15 protein-coding genes and 1 pseudogene are annotated in these 17,872 nt (G+C 71.3%); 6 read left to right on the forward strand and 10 right to left on the reverse strand.

The genetic code is table 11. The annotated features are described in order from the left end of the window. The first annotated feature begins 4 nt into the window (after positions 1–4). Positions 5–1,339 carry a 4-aminobutyrate--2-oxoglutarate transaminase gene (gabT, locus tag ACZ4V1_RS33890; RefSeq protein WP_468344322.1) on the forward strand — a complete coding sequence of 445 codons (1,335 nt, stop codon included), beginning with the start codon at positions 5–7 and terminating at the stop codon, positions 1,337–1,339. Positions 1,340–1,827: 488 nt separating this feature from the next. Continuing rightward, positions 1,828–2,514, forward strand: a complete 687-nt coding sequence (locus tag ACZ4V1_RS33895; RefSeq protein WP_468344325.1) for a phosphatase PAP2 family protein — start codon at positions 1,828–1,830, stop codon at positions 2,512–2,514. Here ACZ4V1_RS33895 and ACZ4V1_RS33900 read toward each other — a convergent pair. From ACZ4V1_RS33900 to ACZ4V1_RS33935, 8 genes and pseudogenes are all read right to left on the reverse strand, one after another. Beyond that, positions 2,453–3,542 (reverse strand): annotated as a pseudogene (locus ACZ4V1_RS33900) (carbohydrate binding domain-containing protein). The gene ACZ4V1_RS33895 and the pseudogene ACZ4V1_RS33900 overlap by 62 nt on opposite strands. An 87-nt stretch (positions 3,543–3,629) precedes the next feature. Next, positions 3,630–4,085, reverse strand: coding sequence for a hypothetical protein (locus tag ACZ4V1_RS33905; RefSeq protein WP_468344328.1), 456 nt, complete (start codon positions 4,083–4,085; stop codon positions 3,630–3,632). A gap of 132 nt (positions 4,086–4,217) precedes the next feature. After that, positions 4,218–5,645: an NAD(P)/FAD-dependent oxidoreductase gene (locus ACZ4V1_RS33910; protein ID WP_468344331.1), complete on the reverse strand. Its 1,428-nt coding sequence runs from the start codon at positions 5,643–5,645 to the stop codon at positions 4,218–4,220. A 40-nt stretch (positions 5,646–5,685) separates the two neighbouring features. Beyond that, complete coding sequence (locus ACZ4V1_RS33915; protein ID WP_468344334.1) at positions 5,686–6,486, reverse strand: ABC transporter permease; 801 nt, start codon at positions 6,484–6,486, stop codon at positions 5,686–5,688. Next, positions 6,487–7,416 (reverse strand): ABC transporter permease, encoded by a 930-nt coding sequence (locus ACZ4V1_RS33920; RefSeq protein ID WP_468344337.1) that lies wholly within the window; start codon positions 7,414–7,416, stop codon positions 6,487–6,489. Further along, positions 7,416–8,591, reverse strand: coding sequence for an ABC transporter ATP-binding protein (locus ACZ4V1_RS33925; RefSeq protein WP_468344340.1), 1,176 nt, complete (start codon positions 8,589–8,591; stop codon positions 7,416–7,418). Before ACZ4V1_RS33925 ends, ACZ4V1_RS33920 begins: the two co-directional genes overlap by 1 nt. A 5-nt stretch (positions 8,592–8,596) precedes the next feature. After that, positions 8,597–9,844 (reverse strand): polyamine ABC transporter substrate-binding protein, encoded by a 1,248-nt coding sequence (locus ACZ4V1_RS33930; protein ID WP_468344343.1) that lies wholly within the window; start codon positions 9,842–9,844, stop codon positions 8,597–8,599. A 55-nt stretch (positions 9,845–9,899) separates the two neighbouring features. Continuing rightward, positions 9,900–11,435, reverse strand: coding sequence for a gamma-aminobutyraldehyde dehydrogenase (locus ACZ4V1_RS33935; RefSeq protein WP_468344345.1), 1,536 nt, complete (start codon positions 11,433–11,435; stop codon positions 9,900–9,902). Between the two features lie 202 nt (positions 11,436–11,637). Here ACZ4V1_RS33935 and ACZ4V1_RS33940 point away from each other — a divergent pair, with 202 nt between their 5' ends. Further along, a complete protein-coding gene (locus tag ACZ4V1_RS33940; RefSeq protein ID WP_468344348.1) occupies positions 11,638–12,237 on the forward strand; it encodes an NADAR family protein in 600 nt (199 codons plus the stop codon). A 39-nt stretch (positions 12,238–12,276) separates the two neighbouring features. Here ACZ4V1_RS33940 and ACZ4V1_RS33945 read toward each other — a convergent pair whose 3' ends face one another. Then, a complete protein-coding gene (locus ACZ4V1_RS33945) occupies positions 12,277–12,942 on the reverse strand; it encodes a DUF4190 domain-containing protein (RefSeq protein WP_468344351.1) in 666 nt (221 codons plus the stop codon). 55 nt (positions 12,943–12,997) lie between these two features. Between ACZ4V1_RS33945 and ACZ4V1_RS33950 the strand changes: the two genes are divergently transcribed. The 3 genes from ACZ4V1_RS33950 (at position 12,998) to ACZ4V1_RS33960 (ending at position 16,224) form a co-directional block, all read left to right on the forward strand. Further along, on the forward strand, positions 12,998–14,158 hold the full coding sequence (locus ACZ4V1_RS33950) for an adenosine deaminase (RefSeq protein WP_468344354.1): 1,161 nt from the start codon (positions 12,998–13,000) through the stop codon (positions 14,156–14,158). Positions 14,159–14,171: 13 nt separating this feature from the next. Continuing rightward, on the forward strand, positions 14,172–14,882 hold the full coding sequence (locus ACZ4V1_RS33955; RefSeq protein ID WP_468344357.1) for a glycerophosphodiester phosphodiesterase: 711 nt from the start codon (positions 14,172–14,174) through the stop codon (positions 14,880–14,882). 148 nt (positions 14,883–15,030) lie between these two features. Then, positions 15,031–16,224, forward strand: coding sequence for a serine hydrolase domain-containing protein (locus ACZ4V1_RS33960; protein WP_468344360.1), 1,194 nt, complete (start codon positions 15,031–15,033; stop codon positions 16,222–16,224). Positions 16,225–16,457: 233 nt separating this feature from the next. Here the strand turns inward: ACZ4V1_RS33960 and ACZ4V1_RS33965 are convergent, their stop codons facing one another. Continuing rightward, entirely contained in the window at positions 16,458–17,648 is a 1,191-nt protein-coding gene (locus ACZ4V1_RS33965) for a polyamine ABC transporter substrate-binding protein (protein ID WP_468344363.1), read from the reverse strand. Between the last annotated feature and the right edge of the window lie 224 nt (positions 17,649–17,872).

Below are 17,872 nucleotides of genomic sequence, written 5' to 3' on the forward strand. Positions count from 1 at the left end.
CCCCATGACCGCACTTCCGCAGGAGCGCCGCGTCGTCACCGCCATCCCCGGCCCGAAGTCGCAGGAGCTGCAGGCCCGCCGCACGGCCGTGGTCGCGCAGGGTGTGGGCTCCGTCCTGCCCGTCTTCACCGCGCGCGCGGGCGGCGGCGTCATCGAGGACGTCGACGGCAACCGCCTGATCGACTTCGGCTCCGGCATCGCGGTGACCTCCGTCGGCGCCTCCGCCGAGGCCGTCGTGCGCAAGGCCTCCGCACAGCTCGCCGACTTCACCCACACCTGTTTCATGGTGACGCCGTACGAGGGCTACGTCGCCGTCGCCGAGGCGCTGGCCGAGCTGACGCCGGGCGACCACGCCAAGAAGTCGGCCCTGTTCAACAGCGGCGCCGAGGCGGTCGAGAACGCCGTCAAGATCGCGCGTGCGTACACCAAGCGGCAGGCCGTGGTCGTGTTCGACCACGGTTACCACGGCCGGACCAACCTCACGATGGCGCTGACCGCGAAGAACATGCCGTACAAGCACGGCTTCGGTCCGTTCGCGCCCGAGGTCTACCGGGTCCCGGTCGCCTACGGCTACCGCTGGCCGACGGGCGCCGAGAACGCCGGCCCGGAGGCCGCCGCCCAGGCCGTGGACCAGATCACCAAGCAGGTCGGCGCGGAGAACGTGGCCGCGATCATCATCGAGCCGGTGCTCGGCGAGGGCGGCTTCATCGAGCCGGCCAAGGGCTTCCTGCCCGCCATCAGCGAGTTCGCCAAGGACAACGGCATCGTCTTCGTCGCCGACGAGATCCAGTCCGGCTTCTGCCGCACCGGCCAGTGGTTCGCCTGCGAGGACGAGGGCATCGTCCCGGACCTGATCACCACCGCGAAGGGCATCGCGGGCGGTCTGCCGCTCGCCGCCGTCACCGGCCGCGCCGAGATCATGGACGCCGCGCACTCCGGCGGCCTCGGCGGGACCTACGGCGGCAACCCGGTGGCCTGCGCGGGCGCGCTCGGTGCCATCGAGACGATGAAGGAGCTGGACCTCAACGCCAGGGCGAAGAACATCGAGGCGGTCATGAAGTCCCGCCTCACCGCCATGGCCGAGAAGTTCGACGTCATCGGCGACGTCCGGGGCCGCGGCGCGATGATCGCGATCGAGCTGGTCAAGGACCGCGACACCAAGGAGCCGGACCCGGAGGCGACCGCCGCGCTCGCCAAGGCCTGCCACCAGGAGGGCCTGCTGGTCCTGACCTGTGGCACCTACGGCAACGTACTGCGCTTCCTGCCGCCGCTGGTGATCGGCGAGGACCTGCTGAACGAGGGCCTCGACATCATCGAGCAGGCCTTCGCCCGCATCTGAGCGAGCGCGTGAGGGGGCACCCGGACGAGGGCCTGAAGGGGAACCGGGCGAGCACCTGCGCGAGCACCCGAACGCGCATCTGAGCTGCGTTTCGCACGCCTGGCGTGGCGAACCGCAGAGCGTGTGAAGAACGTGTGCGGGGTGGATGACAGGTCGCCGATGGCCCTGTCCTCGGCCCACCCCCTGTCGTAGGTTCTACGCAGATGAGAGATACACCCGCCCACAGGGGACTGTGGGCGGAATCTCAGGCCGGGGCCTCCCCAGCTTCGACCTGGTCGTGCCTCGCGCACACAACCGGAACCCTGGCGTTCCGGGTCTCCTCACCGATCGGACGGTCGCCCGCCCCAAACCCCCCGGGGCGCGCGGCGTTCCGGTCAGGACGGCCGCCCCGGCACCCGGGACGGCGGTTCACCGAAGGGCCGGCACACTCCCCCCCTTGTGCCGGCCCTTCGGTGTCGGTCGCCGACGGGCCTGCGAAGCTGGGCGTCATGCTCGCCTCCCCTCCCCGCGCGCTCCCCGTCCTGGTCGGGCCGCCCGCCCTCCTCTTCGCGCTGATCACCTGGCAGGTCCTCGCCGACGGCCCGCTGACCGGGGTGGACGAGCGGCTGAGCAGGGCGCTCGTCCACCCGGACCGGCTCTCCGAGCTGCTGGCCGACCTCGGCAACGTGCAGGTGGCCCTGCCCGTCCTCGCCGTCGCGCTGGCGTACGTCGCGTGGTGGGGGCGGGCCAGAGGTGTGGACCACTGGTGGTTGCCGCCCCTCGCGGGGGCCCTCGCGATGGCCTTGGTGCCGGCGCTGGTCGCCCCGTTGAAGGAGTGGACCGACCGCCCCGGCACCCCGGCCGTGCCTCCGGCCGCCGGCTACTACCCCTCCGGCCACACCGCCACCGCGGTCGTCGCGTACGGCGCGGCGACGCTGCTGCTCCTTCCGCTGCTGCGGTCGCCGGCCGTCCGCCGCGTGCTCGTCGCGCTCTGCGCGGCCCTCGTCCTCGGTGCCTCCTACGGGCTGGTGCGCCGGGGCTACCACTGGCCGCTCGACGTGGTGGCCAGCTGGTGCCTGGGGGCGGTCCTGCTGGCCGGAGTCCGGCTGGCGGTCGGCCGGGGCATGCCGCCGGTCAGCCGAAGTACGCGTCGAAGTTCTTCTGGAACTCCCAGTTCCCGTACCGGTCCCAGTTGATCGACCACGTCATCAGGCCGCGCAGGGCCGGCCAGGTGCCGTGGGTCGCGTAGGAGCCGCAGTCGGTCTTCTTGGTCAGGCAGTTCAGGGCCTTGGTGACCTCGGCCGGGGAGACGTGGCCGTTGCCGGCGTTGGTGGAGGCCGGCATGCCGATCGCGACCTGGTCCGGGCGCAGCGGCGGGAAGACGCAAGACGCTGTCGGCGTCGCCCGCGACCGGGAAGCCGGTGAGGAGCATGTCGGTCATGGCGATGTGGAAGGTGGTGGTCGCCGTGACGGTGGCCGACCGCGTGGACTCGCCCGCGTCGTTGACCGCGGCGACCCGGAAGGCGTGTGCCGTCGAGGGGGTCAGGCCGGTGACGGTGGTGGAGGTGCCGGTGACCGTGCGGACCTTGGTGCCGTCGCGGTAGACGGCGTAGCTCGTGGCGCCCGGGGCGGGTGGCCAGGACAGGGCGACGCTGGAGGAGGTGACGGAGCCGGTCGTCAGACCGCCGGGGGCCGATGGGGGCTGGCCCGTCTTCCCGCCCGGGCCGGTCAATGAGATGTCGTCGGCGTGGTAGGCGCCGGTGCCGTACCAGCCGTGGGTGTGGATCGTGACCCTGGTGGTGGACGGGCCGGTGCGGAAGGTGCTGGTGAGCGGCTGCCAGTCGGGGGCGGACTGGGCCCAGGCGGAGACGTCGGTGGTGCCGGTGCCGCTCGCGCGGAGGTGGACGTAGGTGCCGCGGACGTGGCCGGACAGGGTGTACTGGGAGTCCGGTCTCACGGACACCGTCTGCGCGCACCGGGCGTTGTCGGTGCCGGCCGGGGTGGCCTCGAGGGCCGAGGTGCCGCTGCGCACGGGCGAGGTCACGGTCGCACCCGCCGTGCAGGTCCAGCCGTCCAGGCCGGACTCGAAGCCGCCGTTGCGGACGAGGTCCGCGTCGGCCGCACGGGCGGCCGACGAGAGCGCGGCCATGCCGGACGCGGCGAGCGCCACGGCGGTGAGCAGTGGGACGAGGGGTCGGCGGGCGAGCGGTCTGGAGCGTTCCACAAGTGCCTCCGGACATGGGGGAGATGAGGAGGGTGGAGGGCGCCCAACTTGGTCCAGACCAATTCGGCTGTCACCCCCTCGTGCGGCTCACCGCTCGTTCTCCTCCGCGGCGAGGGCCGCCGCCTCGTGCATCGCCAGTTCGAGGAGTGACGGATCGGTGAGGGTGCCGGTACCGTCCGGCGGGATCAGCCAGCGGATGCCGCCGGACGACAGACCAGCCGGGTGCGGCACCACGATCCAGGTGCCGAGTCCGGCCGTCCGGACGCCGGTGCCCAGCCAGCGGGCCGCCGTGCCGGCCGGCACGAAGAAGCCCGTGCGCGCGTCGCCGAAGTCGGCCAGCACCGGGCCCGGCTGGTCCAGGACGCGGGAGAGCACGTCGAGGGTCGGATAGCCGAGCCTGCCGGGCAGGATGAGCACGTCCCAGGCCTTGCCGGCGGGCAGCAGCGCGACCCCCAGAGGGTTGCGCTCCCACTCCTTCCGACAGGACTCGGGATCCGGTGCGACGGATGCCAGCCACGCGACCGCCGTCTTCGCACCAGGCATGTGAAGACCTCCCTCTCGCTCGTGGACGCGGGGTGCGTCACGAAGGAGAGGGAGGTCTACCGGCGGGCATTACGCGGGTCGAGGCGCCTCGTTGGGGTGAACCGGGTCACAGGCCCGCGCTCGGTGCGCGGCTCAGCTGTCGAAGCCGAGCCCCAGCTTGTCCATCGTCCGCAGCCACAGGTTGCGCCGGCCGCCGTGCGCGTCGGCTCGGGCCAGCGACCACTTGGTGAGCGCGATGCCGGCCCAGGCGAAGGGCTCGGGCGGGAACGGCAGGGGCTTCCTGCGGACCATCTCCAGTTCGGTGCGCTCGGTGCGCTCCCCCGACAGCAGGTCGAGCATCACCTCGGCGCCGAACCGGCTGGCGCCCACGCCGAGGCCGGTGTACCCGGCCGCGTAGGCGACCTTGCCCCGGTGCGCGGTACCGAAGAACGCCGAGAAGCGGGAACAGGTGTCGATCGCGCCGCCCCAGGCGTGCGTGAAGCGGACGCCCTCCAACTGCGGGAAGCAGGCGAAGAAGTGCCCGGCGAGCTTGGCGTAGGTCTCGGGGCGGTCGTCGTACTCGGCGCGCACCCGGCCGCCGTACGGGTAGACGGCGTCGTAGCCGCCCCACAGGATCCGGTTGTCGGCGGAGAGCCGGAAGTAGTGGAACTGGTTGGCGCTGTCCCCGAGGCCCTGCCGGTTCCTCCAGCCGATCGACGCGAGCTGCCCGTCGGTGAGCGGCTCGGTCATCAGGGCGTAGTCGTAGACCGGGACGGTGTACGAGCGCACCCGCTTGACCAGGTTCGGGAAGATGTTGGTGCCGAGCGCGACGGTGCGGGCGCGGACGCCGCCGTACGGGGTGCGTACGGCCATGCCGGCGCCGTACTGGCGGAGGGTGAGGGCCGGGGTGTTCTCGTGGACGCGGACGCCGAGGTCGAGACAGGCGCGCTTGAGGCCCCAGGCGAGCCTGGCGGGGTTGACCATGGCCACGCCACGGCGGTCGTACAGACCCGCGCGGAAGGTCGGGGAGTCGACCTGCTCCCGTACGGCCTCGCCGTCCAGGTACTCGACGCCGTCGGCGAGGCCCTTGGCACGGATCTCCTCGTACCAGTCCTTGAGCTCCCTGGCCTGGTACTCCTCGGTCGCGACGTCGATCTCGCCGGTGCGTTCGAAGTCGCAGTCGAGGGAGTGGCGGGCGACCGCCGCCTCGATCGCGTCGAGGTTGCGGGCGCCCAGCTCCTCCAGCCTGTGGATCTCGTCCGGCCAGCGGGTGAGGCCGTTGGACAGGCCGTGGGTGAGGGAGGCGGCGCAGAAGCCGCCGTTGCGGCCGGAGGCGGCCCAGCCCACCTCGCGGCCCTCCAGCAGCACCACGTCCCGCCCCGGGTCGCGCTCCTTGGCGATCAGCGCGGTCCACAGTCCGCTGTAGCCGCCGCCGACGACCAGCAGGTCGCAGGTCTCGGCACCGGTGAGGGCGGGCTGCGGGCGGGGGCGGCCGGGGTCGTCCAGCCAGTACGCGACCGGCTGGGCGTCGGAGAGGGATCTCGTCCAGTCGTTGCTGCGGCTCATGGCGCTCGGGGCCATGATTTCAACTCCCTACTGATGCACTGATGCACTGATGCGTTTACGCCTTGCGGCGATTTCGGCGGTTGCCGATGACCATGGAGGCCAGAACGAACAGTACGGCGATGACGAACATGGCCGTACCGACGACGTTGATCTGAACGGGCGTTCCGCGCTGGGCCGATCCCCAGACGAACATGGGGAAGGTGACGGTGGAGCCCGCGTTGAAATTGGTGATGATGAAATCGTCGAAGGAGAGCGCGAAGGCGAGCAGCGCGCCGGCGGCGATTCCGGGGGCGGCGATGGGGAGCGTGACCCGGACGAAGGTCTGGAAGGGACCCGCGTACAGGTCCTGCGCCGCCTGCTCCAGCCTCGGGTCCATCGACATCACGCGCGCCTTGACGGCCGTCACCACGAAGCTGAGGCAGAACATGATGTGGGCGATCAGGATCGTCCAGAAGCCCAGCTGGGCACCCATGTTCAGGAACAGGGTGAGCAGCGAGGCGGCCATCACGACCTCGGGCATCGCCATCGGCAGGAAGATCAGCGAGTTGATGGCACCGCGCGCCCGGAAGCGGTAGCGGACCAGCGCGAAGGCGATCGCCGTGCCCAGCGCGGTGGCGCCGAGCGTCGCCCAGAGGGCGATCTGGAGGCTGAGCGACAGGGAACCGCACAGCCCGGCGACCCCGCACGGGTCCTTCCAGGCATCCGCCGAGAACTGCTGCCACTCGTAATTGAAGCGCCCGTTCGGCTTGTTGAACGAGAACACCGTGACGATGACGTTGGGCAGCAGCAGATACGCGAGCGTGAGCAGTCCGGCGAGCACGACGAGATTCCGCTTGAACCAGTTGACGAAGGCCATTTAAACCAGATCCTCCGTCCCGGACTTGCGGATGTAGAAGGTGACCATGGCGAGAATCCCGGCCATGAGGATGAAGGAGAGCGCGGCCGCCGTCGGATAGTCCAGCACCCTGAGGAACTGGGACTGGATCACGTTTCCGATCATTCCGGTGTCGGCCGAGCCCAGCAGGGAGGCGTTGACGTAGTCACCGGTCGCCGGGATGAAGGTGAGCAGCGTGCCGGAGACGACGCCCGGCATCGACAGCGGGAAGGTGACCTTCCGGAAGACCGTGGACGGCTTCGCGTACAGGTCCCCCGCCGCCTCGTGCAGCCGGCCGTCGATGCGTTCCAGCGACGTGTACAGCGGCAGGATCATGAAGGGCAGGAAGTTGTACGTCAGACCGCAGACCACCGCGAGCGGCGTGGCCAGCACGCGGTCGCCCGCCGTCCAGCCGAGCCAGCTGGTGACGTCCAGGACGTGCAGCGTGTTGAGGGCACCGACGACCGGTCCGCCGTCCGCGAGGATCGTCTTCCAGGCCAGGGTGCGGATCAGGAAGCTGGTGAAGAACGGTGCGATCACCAGGATCATGATCAGGTTGCGCCAGCGTCCCGCGCGGAAGGCGATCAGGTAGGCGAGCGGGTAGCCGAGCAGCAGGCACAGGACGGTGGCGGAGGCCGCGTAGGCGACCGAGCGCAGGAACTGCGGCCAGTACTCGGACAGCGCGTCCCAGTAGGTGGCGAAGTGCCAGGTGACCTTGTAGCCCTCCTCCAGCGAGCCCGTCTGCACGGACGTGGAGGCCTGGTAGATCATCGGTGCCGCGAAGAAGACGATCAGCCACAGGATGCCGGGCAGCAGCAGCCAGTACGGCGTCCAGCGGCCCCTCCTGCGCGGCGGCTTCTTCCGCGGTGCGGTCGGGGAGAGCGGCGGTGGCGCCTCGGTGAGGGTGGACATCAGGCGGCCTCGCCCTCGGCGACGCCCGCGTCGATGTCCTGGTCGGCGCCCAGGCCGAAGGTGTGCGCCGGGTTCCAGTGCAGGACGACGTCGGCGCCGGGCGCGAGGCGGGCGTCGCGGTCGATGTTCTGGGCGTACACCTCGAACCCGGGGCAGGCCGCGCAGTCCACGACGTACTGCGTGGAGACGCCGATGAAGCTGGTGCTGCTGATCTTGCCGGTGATGCGGTTGCGGCCCTCGGGGATGGAGCCCGCCTCGTCCGCGTGGGTGAGGCTGATCTTCTCCGGGCGTACGCCGACCAGGACCTTGCCGCCCGCCTCGGCCGGCGCGGAACACCGTGTGCCGGGCAGGACCAGTTTGTCGCCGGCCGCCTTCACCACGACGTCGTCGCCGCTGCGGGTGTCGACCTCGGCCTCGATCAGGTTGGAGGTGCCGAGGAAGTTGGCCACGAAGGTGGTCCGCGGGTTCTCGTACAGGTCGGCGGGGGCGCCCAGTTGCTCGACGCGGCCGGCGTTCATCACGGCGACCTGGTCGGCCATCGTCATGGCCTCCTCCTGGTCGTGCGTGACGTGCACGAAGGTGATGCCGACCTCGGTCTGGATGCGCTTGAGCTCCAGCTGCATCTGACGGCGCAGCTTGAGGTCGAGGGCGCCGAGGGGTTCGTCGAGGAGCAGCACCTTGGGGTGGTTGATCAGGGCGCGGGCGACCGCGACGCGCTGCTGCTGGCCGCCGGAGAGCTGGTGCGGCTTCTTGCGGGCCTGCTCGCCGAGCTGGACCAGGTCGAGCATCTCCCCGACCTGCTTCTTCACGCTCTTGATGCCGCGCCGGCGCAGGCCGAAGGCGACGTTCTCGAAGATGTCGAGGTGCGGGAAGAGGGCGTAGGACTGGAAGACCGTGTTCACCGGCCGTTTGTACGGCGGGAGGCCGGTCACGTCCTGGTCGCCGAGGTGGACGGTGCCGCCGCTGGGCTCCTCCAGGCCGGCGATCATGCGCAGGGTGGTGGTCTTGCCGCAGCCGGAGGCGCCGAGCAGGGCGAAGAAGGATCCCTGGGGCACGGTCAGGTCGAGCGGGTGCACGGCGGTGAAGGAGCCGTAGGTCTTGCTGATGCCGGAGAGGCGGACGTCACCGCCGCGCTCCGTCGCGTCTGACCGGGTCTTCGTCGTATTCGTCGTCATCGTCGTCACGCCCCAGTGAGCTTCGCGAACTTCTCTTCGTAGGCCGTCTCTTCCTTCGCGCTCAGGGAGCGGAAGGCACGGGACTGGGCCTGCATGGCCTTGTCGGGAATGATCAGCGGGTTGTCCGCCGCGTCCGGATCGATCTTCGCGAGCTCCGCCTTCACTCCCTCGACGGGACAGACGTAGTTGATGTAGGCGGCGAGCTCCGCGGCCGGGCCCGGCTCGTAGTAGTAGTCGATGAGCCGTTCGGCGTTCGTCTTGTGCCGCGCCTTGTTGGGGACCAGCATGTTGTCGCTCGACGTGATGTAACCGCTGTCCGGGATGACGAAGTCGACGTCCGGGTTGTCCGCCTTGAGCTGGACGACGTCTCCGGCCCAGGCCAGGCACGCCGCGAAGTCGCCCTTGGTGATGTCGGCGGTGTAGTCGTTTCCGGTGAAGCGGCGTATCTGGCCGCGGTCGACGCCCTTCTGGAGCCGGGCGATCGCCGCGTCGTAGTCGTCGTCGGAGAAGCGGCCCGGGTCCTTGCCCATGTCGAGCAACGTCATGCCGACGGTGTCGCGCATCTCGGTGAGGAAGCCGACGCGGCCCTTGAGTTTCGGGTTGTCGAGCAGGTCGGAGACCGTCCTGACCTCGATGCCGTCCAGCGCCTTCTTGTTGTAGGCGATGACGGTCGAGATGCCCTGCCAGGGGTACGAGTAGGCGCGGCCCGGGTCCCAGTCGGGGTCGCGGAACTGCTGCGACAGGTTGGTGAAGGCGTGCGGCAGGTTGGCCGGGTCGAGTTTCTGGACCCAGCCGAGGCGGATGAGCCGGGCGGCCAGCCAGTCGGTGAGCACGATGATGTCGCGGCCGGTCTCCTGGCCCGCGGCGAGCTGCGGCTGGATCTTGCCGAAGAACTCGCTGTTGTCGTTGATGTCCTCGGTGTACTTGACCTTGATTCCGGTGCGCTTGGTGAACGCTTCCAGGGTCGGGTGCCGGTTGCCGCTGTCGTCGACGTCCATGTACTCGGTCCAGTTGGAGAAGGAGACCTCCTTCTCCTTCTCGGACCGGTCCTCGGCGGAGACGCCGCCCTCGGTCTTGCCGGCCGCCGGGATGCCGCAGGCGCTCAGCGTGCCGAGTCCGCCGGCCGCGAGCACGCCGCCCGCGGAGGCGCGCAGCAGTGAGCGGCGGGTGAGCGCGGCCCTGCCGTTGGTGAGACTGCGCCGCATGGCGGCCGCTTGGGCCGGGGAGAGGCGGTGGGGCTCGTACTGCTCCATGCGCGTGGATGCCCTTTCGGGTGGGTCGGCCGTGGTCGGCGGCCTCTCGTGGTGGCTATCGGTCCCCGAAGACGGTGCGGTGCCAGTCCTTGGCCGCCACCGCGGTGTTGTCGAACATGACGTGCTTGACCTGCGTGTACTCCTCGAAGGAGTAGGCGGACATGTCCTTGCCGAAGCCGGACGCCTGGTATCCGCCGTGCGGCATCTCGCTGATGATCGGGATGTGGTCGTTGATCCACACGCAGCCCGCCTTGATCTCGCGGGTCGCGCGGCCCGCGCGGTACACGTCCCGGCTCCAGGCGGAGGCGGCGAGCCCGTACGGCGTGTCGTTGGCCAGCCGGATGCCCTCGTCGTCGGTGTCGAAGGGCAGGACGACCAGGACCGGCCCGAAGATCTCGGACTGGACGACCTCACTGTCCTGCGTCGCGCCGGCGATGAGGGTGGGCCGGTAGTAGGCGCCGGACCCGAGGTCGCCCCGCGGCGCCTCACCGCCGGTCACCACGCGCGCGTAGGAGCGGGCCCGGTCGACGAAGCCGGCGACGCGGTCGCGCTGGACGTGGCTGACCAGCGGGCCGAGGTCGGTGCCGGGCGCGAAGGGGTCGCCGACCCGGACGGTGTCCATGAGGGCGGCGGTCTTCTCGACGAACGCGTCGTAGAGGGGGCGCTGCACGTACGCGCGCGTGGCGGCCGTGCAGTCCTGGCCGGTGTTGATGAGCGCGCCCGCGACCGCGCCGTGGACGGCGGCGTCGAGGTCGGCGTCGTCGAAGACGAGGAAGGGCGCCTTGCCGCCCAGTTCCAGGTGCAGGCGCTTGACGGTGGCGGTGGCGACCTCGGCGACGCGCTTGCCGACCGCGGTGGACCCGGTGAAGGAGGTCATCGCCACGTCGGGGTGACCGACGAGGTGCTCACCGGCCTCCTTCCCGGTGCCGGTGACGATGTTGATCACACCGTCCGGGATACCGGCATCGGTCGCCGCCTGGGCGAACATCAGGGAGGTCAGGGGGGTGATCTCGGCGGGCTTCAGCACGACGGTGTTGCCGGCCGCGATCGCCGGGAGGATCTTCCAGGCGGCCATCTGAAGGGGGTAGTTCCAGGGCGCGATGGACCCGACGACGCCGATCGGCTCGCGGCGGACGTACGAGGTGTGGTCGCCGGAGTACTCCCCCGCCGACTGCCCCTGGAGGTGCCGGGCGGCGCCGGCGAAGAAGGCCGCGTTGTCGACCGTGCCCGGCACGTCGAACTCGCGGGTCAGCTTCAGCGGCTTCCCGCACTGCAGGGACTCCGCGCGGGCGAAGTCCTCGGCCCGCTCGGCGAGCACGGCGGCGAACCGGTGCAGGGCGTCGGAGCGCTCACCCGGGGTGGCGCCGGCCCAGCCAGGGAACGCCTCCCGGGCGGCGGCGACGGCCGCGTCCACGTCGTCGGGACCGCCGAGCTCATAGGTGAGGACGTCCTCGCCGGTCGCCGGGTCGACGACCGTGTGCGTGCGTCCGGAAGTGCCCTTCGCCAGACGGCCCGCGATGTACTGGGCCCCCTGCGCGAAGCGGTCCCGGGCCGGGAACCGGTCCGGGGTTGCGTGGTCCGGGTGGTGCATGTCGGCTCTCCTCGGTCTCCCCATGACGGGGGCCGGCGTGGCTCAGGCTCGATGTGAGTGCCGATCCTGGCAGAGCACCAGGCCTCCAACAAGTGATTCCGTTGTTGCCATTTGATTACGCGACGGAATCTGTCGACCAGGTGTCGAGTTGCCACGGAAAAGGCCGGACGGAGTGTCAGTGGCGCGTGCCAGACTCGCGTGCATGGAGAGGACCACGGGGGCCGGAGATCACGGGCCGGCGGCAGAGCTCGCCGACGGCAGGGAAGCGCTGCTCAAACGGCTCGGGGCGGGCGCGAGGATCAAGTACCTCTGCTTCTGGGGGCACCGGCCGCTGCCGGACGGCCGGACCGGGCCCGGCTGTCTGAGCCAGTGGTGGCCGTCGCCGTTCACCGTTGCCGGGGTGGAGTACGCGACCGCCGAGCACTGGATGATGGCGGGCAAGGCCCGGCTCTTCGAGGACGCTCGGGCGGAGCGGCGAGTGCTTTCGGCCGCTCACCCCGCCGAGGCCAAGAAGGCGGGCCGGCTGGTGCGCGGTTTCGACGAGGCGGTGTGGGAGCGGGAGCGCTTCCGGATCGTCGTGGAGGGCAGCGTCCACAAGTTCGCCTCGGACCCCGCCCTGCGCGCGTTCCTGCTGAACACGGGCGAGCGGGTGCTGGTGGAGGCGAGCCCCGTGGACCGGGTGTGGGGCATCGGTCTCGCCGCGGACGACGCGGCGGCGACGGATCCCGAGCGGTGGCGAGGGGAGAATCTGCTGGGGTTCGCGCTGATGGCGGCACGGGAACGGCTGCGCGAAGGCGGCTGACGCCCGCGGACCGGGCCGCGGGCGTCGGCGCCGGCGTCGTCAGCCGTGCGCCTGCGTCGCCGCGGAGACCGCCGCCGGGCGCGGGGCACCGTAGTAGGGGTCCTCGTAGTCCGAGTCGTCGTTGATCGCGGCGATGATCCCGACGGCGATCAGCGCGATCACGGCGACACCGAGGACGATGCCGATGATGCCCATGATGAAGCCGGCCTGCGCCTGCCCGTGGTTGCTGGCCTCGCCCCGCTCGGCCTTCCGGCGTCCCTTTACTCCGAACACCACGGCGAGGATGCCGAGCACCAGGGAGACCACGCCGTACAGGCAGAACAGGGAGACGGCCAGGATGCCCAGCACCATCGCCGCGGTGCCCGCGCCGTTCTGCGGAGGCAGCGGAAGCCCGGGCCAGCCGTAGCCCTGGGGGTAGCCGGGGTAGCCGTACCCACCCGGGCCGCCGGGGCCGCCGGGGCCGCCGGGCGCGAACGGCGGAGGCGGCACCGCGCCCTGGGGAGCGGCCTGCGGAGGCGGCACGGCACCCTGGGGAGCCCCGAATCCGGGGGACGGCATCGACGCCATCGTGGCCTGATCGTGCACGGACGGCGGCTGTCCCGCGCCGGCGTCGGGGCCCTTGTCCGGCGACGGCCGGCTCTCGGGGGGAGACCAGGGGTCATAGGCGCCGCTGGAGTCCCCGCCCGGCTGTATCGCGTCCGTCATTTCCGTCCCCCTGGGTCGATCGTGCCCGCCATGCTACGGTCCCGGACCGTCCGGCGTGAGACCGGCCTACGATGATCCCCGCACCACCGATCAGCCGATCACCCGCGTCCCGCCGGCCCGCACCGGCCCGGGGCGCCACTTTGGGGAGGAACCCTTGACCGAGCACCTCGTCGATCCCGAGGTCCCGCGCGACCTGCACGCCTTCATCGCCGGACTGCCCAAGGCCGAACTGCACGTCCACCACGTCGGCTCCGCCTCCCCGCGCATCGTCTCGGAACTGGCCGCGCGCCACCCCGACTCCAAGGTCCCCACCGACCCCGAGGCCCTCGTCGACTACTTCCAGTTCACGGACTTCGCGCACTTCATCGACGTGTACCTCTCCGTGGTCGACCTGATCCGCACCCCGGAGGACGTCCGGCTGCTGACGTACGAGGTGGCCCGGGACATGGCCCGGCAGCAGGTGCGGTACGCCGAGCTGACCATCACCCCGTTCTCCTCCACCCGGCGCGGCATCGACGAGGCCGCCTTCATGGACGCGATCGAGGACGCCCGCAAGGCGGCCGAGGCCGAGTTCGGCACCGTACTGCGCTGGTGCTTCGACATCCCGGGCGAGGCCGGTCTGGAGTCCGCCGAGGAGACGACGCGGCTCGCCACCGACGACCGGCTGCGTCCCGAGGGGCTGGTCTCCTTCGGGCTCGGCGGACCGGAGGTCGGGGTGGCCCGCCCGCAGTTCAAGCCGTACTTCGACCGGGCGATCGCAGCAGGCCTGCACTCAGTGCCGCACGCCGGCGAGACCACCGGCCCGCAGACGGTGTGGGACGCCCTCACCGACCTGCGCGCCGAGCGCATCGGGCACGGCACCAGTTCGGCGCGGGATCCCGAGCTGCTGGCGCACCTCGCCGAGCGGCGCATCCCGCTGGAGGTGTGCCCGACCTCGAACATCGCCACCCGCGCGGTGCGCACCCTGGACGAGCACCCGATCAAGGAGTTCGCGCGCGCCGGTGTCCTCGTGACCGTCAACTCCGACGACCCGCCGATGTTCGGCACCGACCTCAACAACGAGTACGCCGTCGCCGCCCGGCTCCTCGACCTCGACGAGCGGGGACTCGCCGACCTGGCGAGGAACGCGGTCGAGGCGTCGTTCCTCGACGTGCCCGGCAAGGCACGGATCAGGGGCGAGATCGACACGTACACCGCCACCTGGCTCTCCTCCTGAGACGGACCGTCACATGAGCTCACCCCGCGACGTGACCGCCGTGGCCCACCGCGGCGACCCCTACCGGTACCGCGAGAACACCGTCGACTCACTGCGCTCCGCGCTCGACCGCGGTGCGGACGCGGTGGAGACCGACGTACGCCTCACCCGGGACGGCGTGCCCGTGCTGCTGCACGACGAGACGCTGAAACGGCTGTGGCGGCAGGACCGGCCGCTGCGTTCCCTGTCGGCCGAGGAGGTGCGCGGGCTGACGGGCGGCCGGGTGCCGACGCTCGCCGAGGCGCTGGCCGCGACCGACGGCAGCCGGCTGATGCTCGACCTGCCGGGCGGACCGGGCGAGCGGGCGGTCCGGCGCATCGTGGACGTCGTCCGCGAGTGCGGGGCACAGGACCGCGTGTACTACACGGCGGGCGCCGCCGCCATGCTCGCGGTGCGCGCCGCCGACCCCGCCGCGGAGATCGCCCTCACCTGGACGACGGCCGCCCCGCCCCGGCCCGCGCTCCTCGCGGCGGTGCGCCCGCGCTGGCTCAACTACCGGTTCGGGCTGGTGGACCGGGCACTGGCCGAACGCGTCCACCGCGACGGCCACCTGCTGTCCGTGTGGACTCCCGACACCCGCCGTTCCATGCGCCGGCTGCTCACCCTGGGCGTCGACTCGATCACGACGAACCGCATCGACACGCTGTGCGCCCTGCGCGGCGGCGGCACCGGCCCGCGCCCGTAGGGGGGATCCCGGACAAGTCCCCTCGCTCGTGGGGGACTTCCCCGAGTGCGGGCCGGGGACGGGCGCCCTCCTCGCAGACGATCCGCCATGGCTCGCGCACGACGAGGATGATCAGCGGCCTTCCCGCCCGGACCCTCTGGAGCAGTCGATGCGTGCCCGTACCTCCTCCGTCCTCGCAGCTTCCCTCGTCCTCGCCCTCGCCGCCGGCCCACTGGCGGCTCCCGCGTTCGCCGCACCGCCCGCCTCCGCCGCTTCCGCATCCACCGGGCACAGGACGGACGGGACGGACGGGACGGACGAGTCGGACGAGTTGGACGAGAAGGCGCTGCACGACGCGCTCGACGCGGTCCCGAACCAGCACGCGACGGCCGCCCTCGTGCGGGTCGGCGGCATCCACGGCGAGTGGCGCGGCAGCGCGGGCGTGCGCGACCTGACCAGCGGCCGGCCCGCCCGCCCCGATGCCCGTTTCCGGGCCGGTTCGGTCACCAAGGTCGTCACGGCCGCCACCGTCCTGCGGCTCGCGGCGCAGGACCGGATCGACCTGGACGCGCCGGTGCAGGCCCACCTCCCCGACCTGTTCACGCCGGACTTCGAGAAGCCGATCAGCGTGCGCCAACTGCTGAACCACACCAGTGGAATCCAGGCGGGCGACGGTCTCGGCGACGACTTCGCCGAGTTGTACGCGCACCGCTTCGACACGCTCACCCCACAGCGGGTCGCGGCGTCGGCGATCGCGAAGGGTCCGGAGTTCGACCCCGGGGAGCAGCAGCACTACCTGAACATCAACTACACGGTCCTCGGCCTGCTGATCGAGAAGGTGACTGGCAGGTCGTACGCCTCCGAGGCCACACGCCTGGTCCTGCGCCCGGCCCGCATGCGCCACACCTACTTCCCGGGCACCGACCCCCGCATCCGGGGCCCGCACAACCGGGGCTACCAGACGGTGAAGCAGCCGGACGGGACGACGAGGCCGGTCGACGTGACCGAGTGGAACCACGCCGACCGGTGGGCGGCCGGCGACATGATCTCGACCACCGCCGACCTGGAGCGGCTGCTCACGAAGCTGTTCGAGGGGCAGATCGTGCCGCAGCCGGAGCTGGAGGAGATGTTCACCACCCCGGCGGGCCTCCCGGACGCGGACCGCAGCGCGGGGCTGGAGTACAAGAAGGTGGGCGGCGAGATCTTCTGGGGCAAGTCGGGGTCCCGCTACGGCTACAGCGCTCTCATCGGCGGCACCCGCAACCTGAGCCGCACCCTGGTCTACTCGGTCAACGCCACGGACGCCAAGAGCGCGGACCCGAACCCGGTCATCGACGGGATCACCGCGGCCGCGCTGAAGTAGCCGCCGTCAGCCGCCGCGCCACCGTGTGCGACACGACCGTCGCCGCGCCCGCCGGTCCCAGCCCCCGGGCGAGGTCTCGCGGGCGCGTGGCACGCGGGACACCGGCCCGGCATGGCCGCCAGTTCCTCGGCGCCGTGCAGGGCCCGGGCGGCCGGCGGCCCCGGCGGCACCGTGAGCCCGGCCTCTTCACCACCCGGTTCACCACTCGATGAACCAACCGCCCGGTCAGGCTGCTACACACCGACGATCCCGTTCCACCGCTTCGCGAACTCCGTCCGCTCCCCCGCCGCGATGTCCCGCGCGATCGCGAGCCGTTCGCGCATCGCCGCGTCCGGGAAGATCAGCGGGTCTTCGGCCAGGGCGGCGGTCTCCTCGTCGGCGGAGGAGGCGAGAACGTCCCGGGCGGCGGGGACCGGGCAGACGTAGTTGACCCAGGCGGCCAGCTCCGCGGCGACCTCGGGCCGGTAGTAGTGGTCGATCAGCCGCTCGGCGTTGGCCTTGTGTCGGGCCAGGTTGGGGATCATCAGGGACTCCGACCACAGCTCGGCGCCCTCCTCCGGGACGACGAACTCGATGTCCGGGTCGTCCGCCTGGAGCTGGATCACGTCACCGGAGTACGCCTGGCAGGCCAGGACGTCCCCGCTGGAGAGGTCCTTGATGTAGTCGTTGCCGGTGAAGCGGCGGATCTGCCCCCCGGCCACCTGCTCCTCCACCTGGTCGCAGATCGTGTGGAAATCGTCCGCCGTCCAGTCGGTGATGTCCACGCCGTTGCCCTGCATCAGCAGCGCGAACGCCTCGTCCATGCCGGACAGCAGGGTGACCCGGCCCCTGAGGTCGGCCGCCCACAGGTCGGACACGTGCCTGATCTCCCGGCCCAGCCTGCGGCGGTTGTACGCGATGCCGGTGATGCCCGACTGCCAGGGCACGGTGAACTTCCGGCCCGGATCGAAGGCGGGCGAACGCAGCAGCGGGTCGAGGTACTCGGTGACGTTGGGCTGGCGGGAGCGGTCCATCTCCTGCACCCAGCCGAGCCGGACGAACCGCCCGCACATCCAGTCGCTGATGACGATCAGATCGCGGTCGGTGGGCTGGTGGTTCATCAGGGACGGGCTGATCTTGCCGAAGAACTCGTCGTTGTCGTTGATCTCCTCGATGTACTCGACGGAGATGCCGGACCGCTTCTCGAACGCCTCCAGCGTGGGCCGCCGGCTCGGGCGCTCGTCGTCGGTGTCGATGTACAGCGGCCAGTTCGCCCAGGTCAGCCGTCGTTCGGTGGCGGACCGATCGGAGGCGGCACGGTCGCCCGGTGCGACGTACGCGGCCGGTACGCCACAGCCGGCCAGTGCGCCGAGCGCGGCGGAGCCGCCCAGGCCGCGCAGCAGGGTACGACGGGTGGTCGAGGGCGTCTTCGGGAGCAGGGGCATGGCCGCAGGATCCCGCGCCCGCGCCGCCGGGGACAATCGACGCTGCGTCGAGCAGCGCCGCCCAGGCCCGACACCCTGTCGACCGGGGCCGGTTCACGGTGCACGCGACGCGGGACCAGAAAGGGGGCCGGCCCGGGACGGGTTGCCCAACTCCAACATTACCCCGCCCCCACCAGCCCCCCCCGCCTTGCCCCCGCTTCGTCTTCCAACCCCTCCCACCACCA

It is taken from the genome of Streptomyces sp. NPDC028991, from assembly GCF_055564775.1.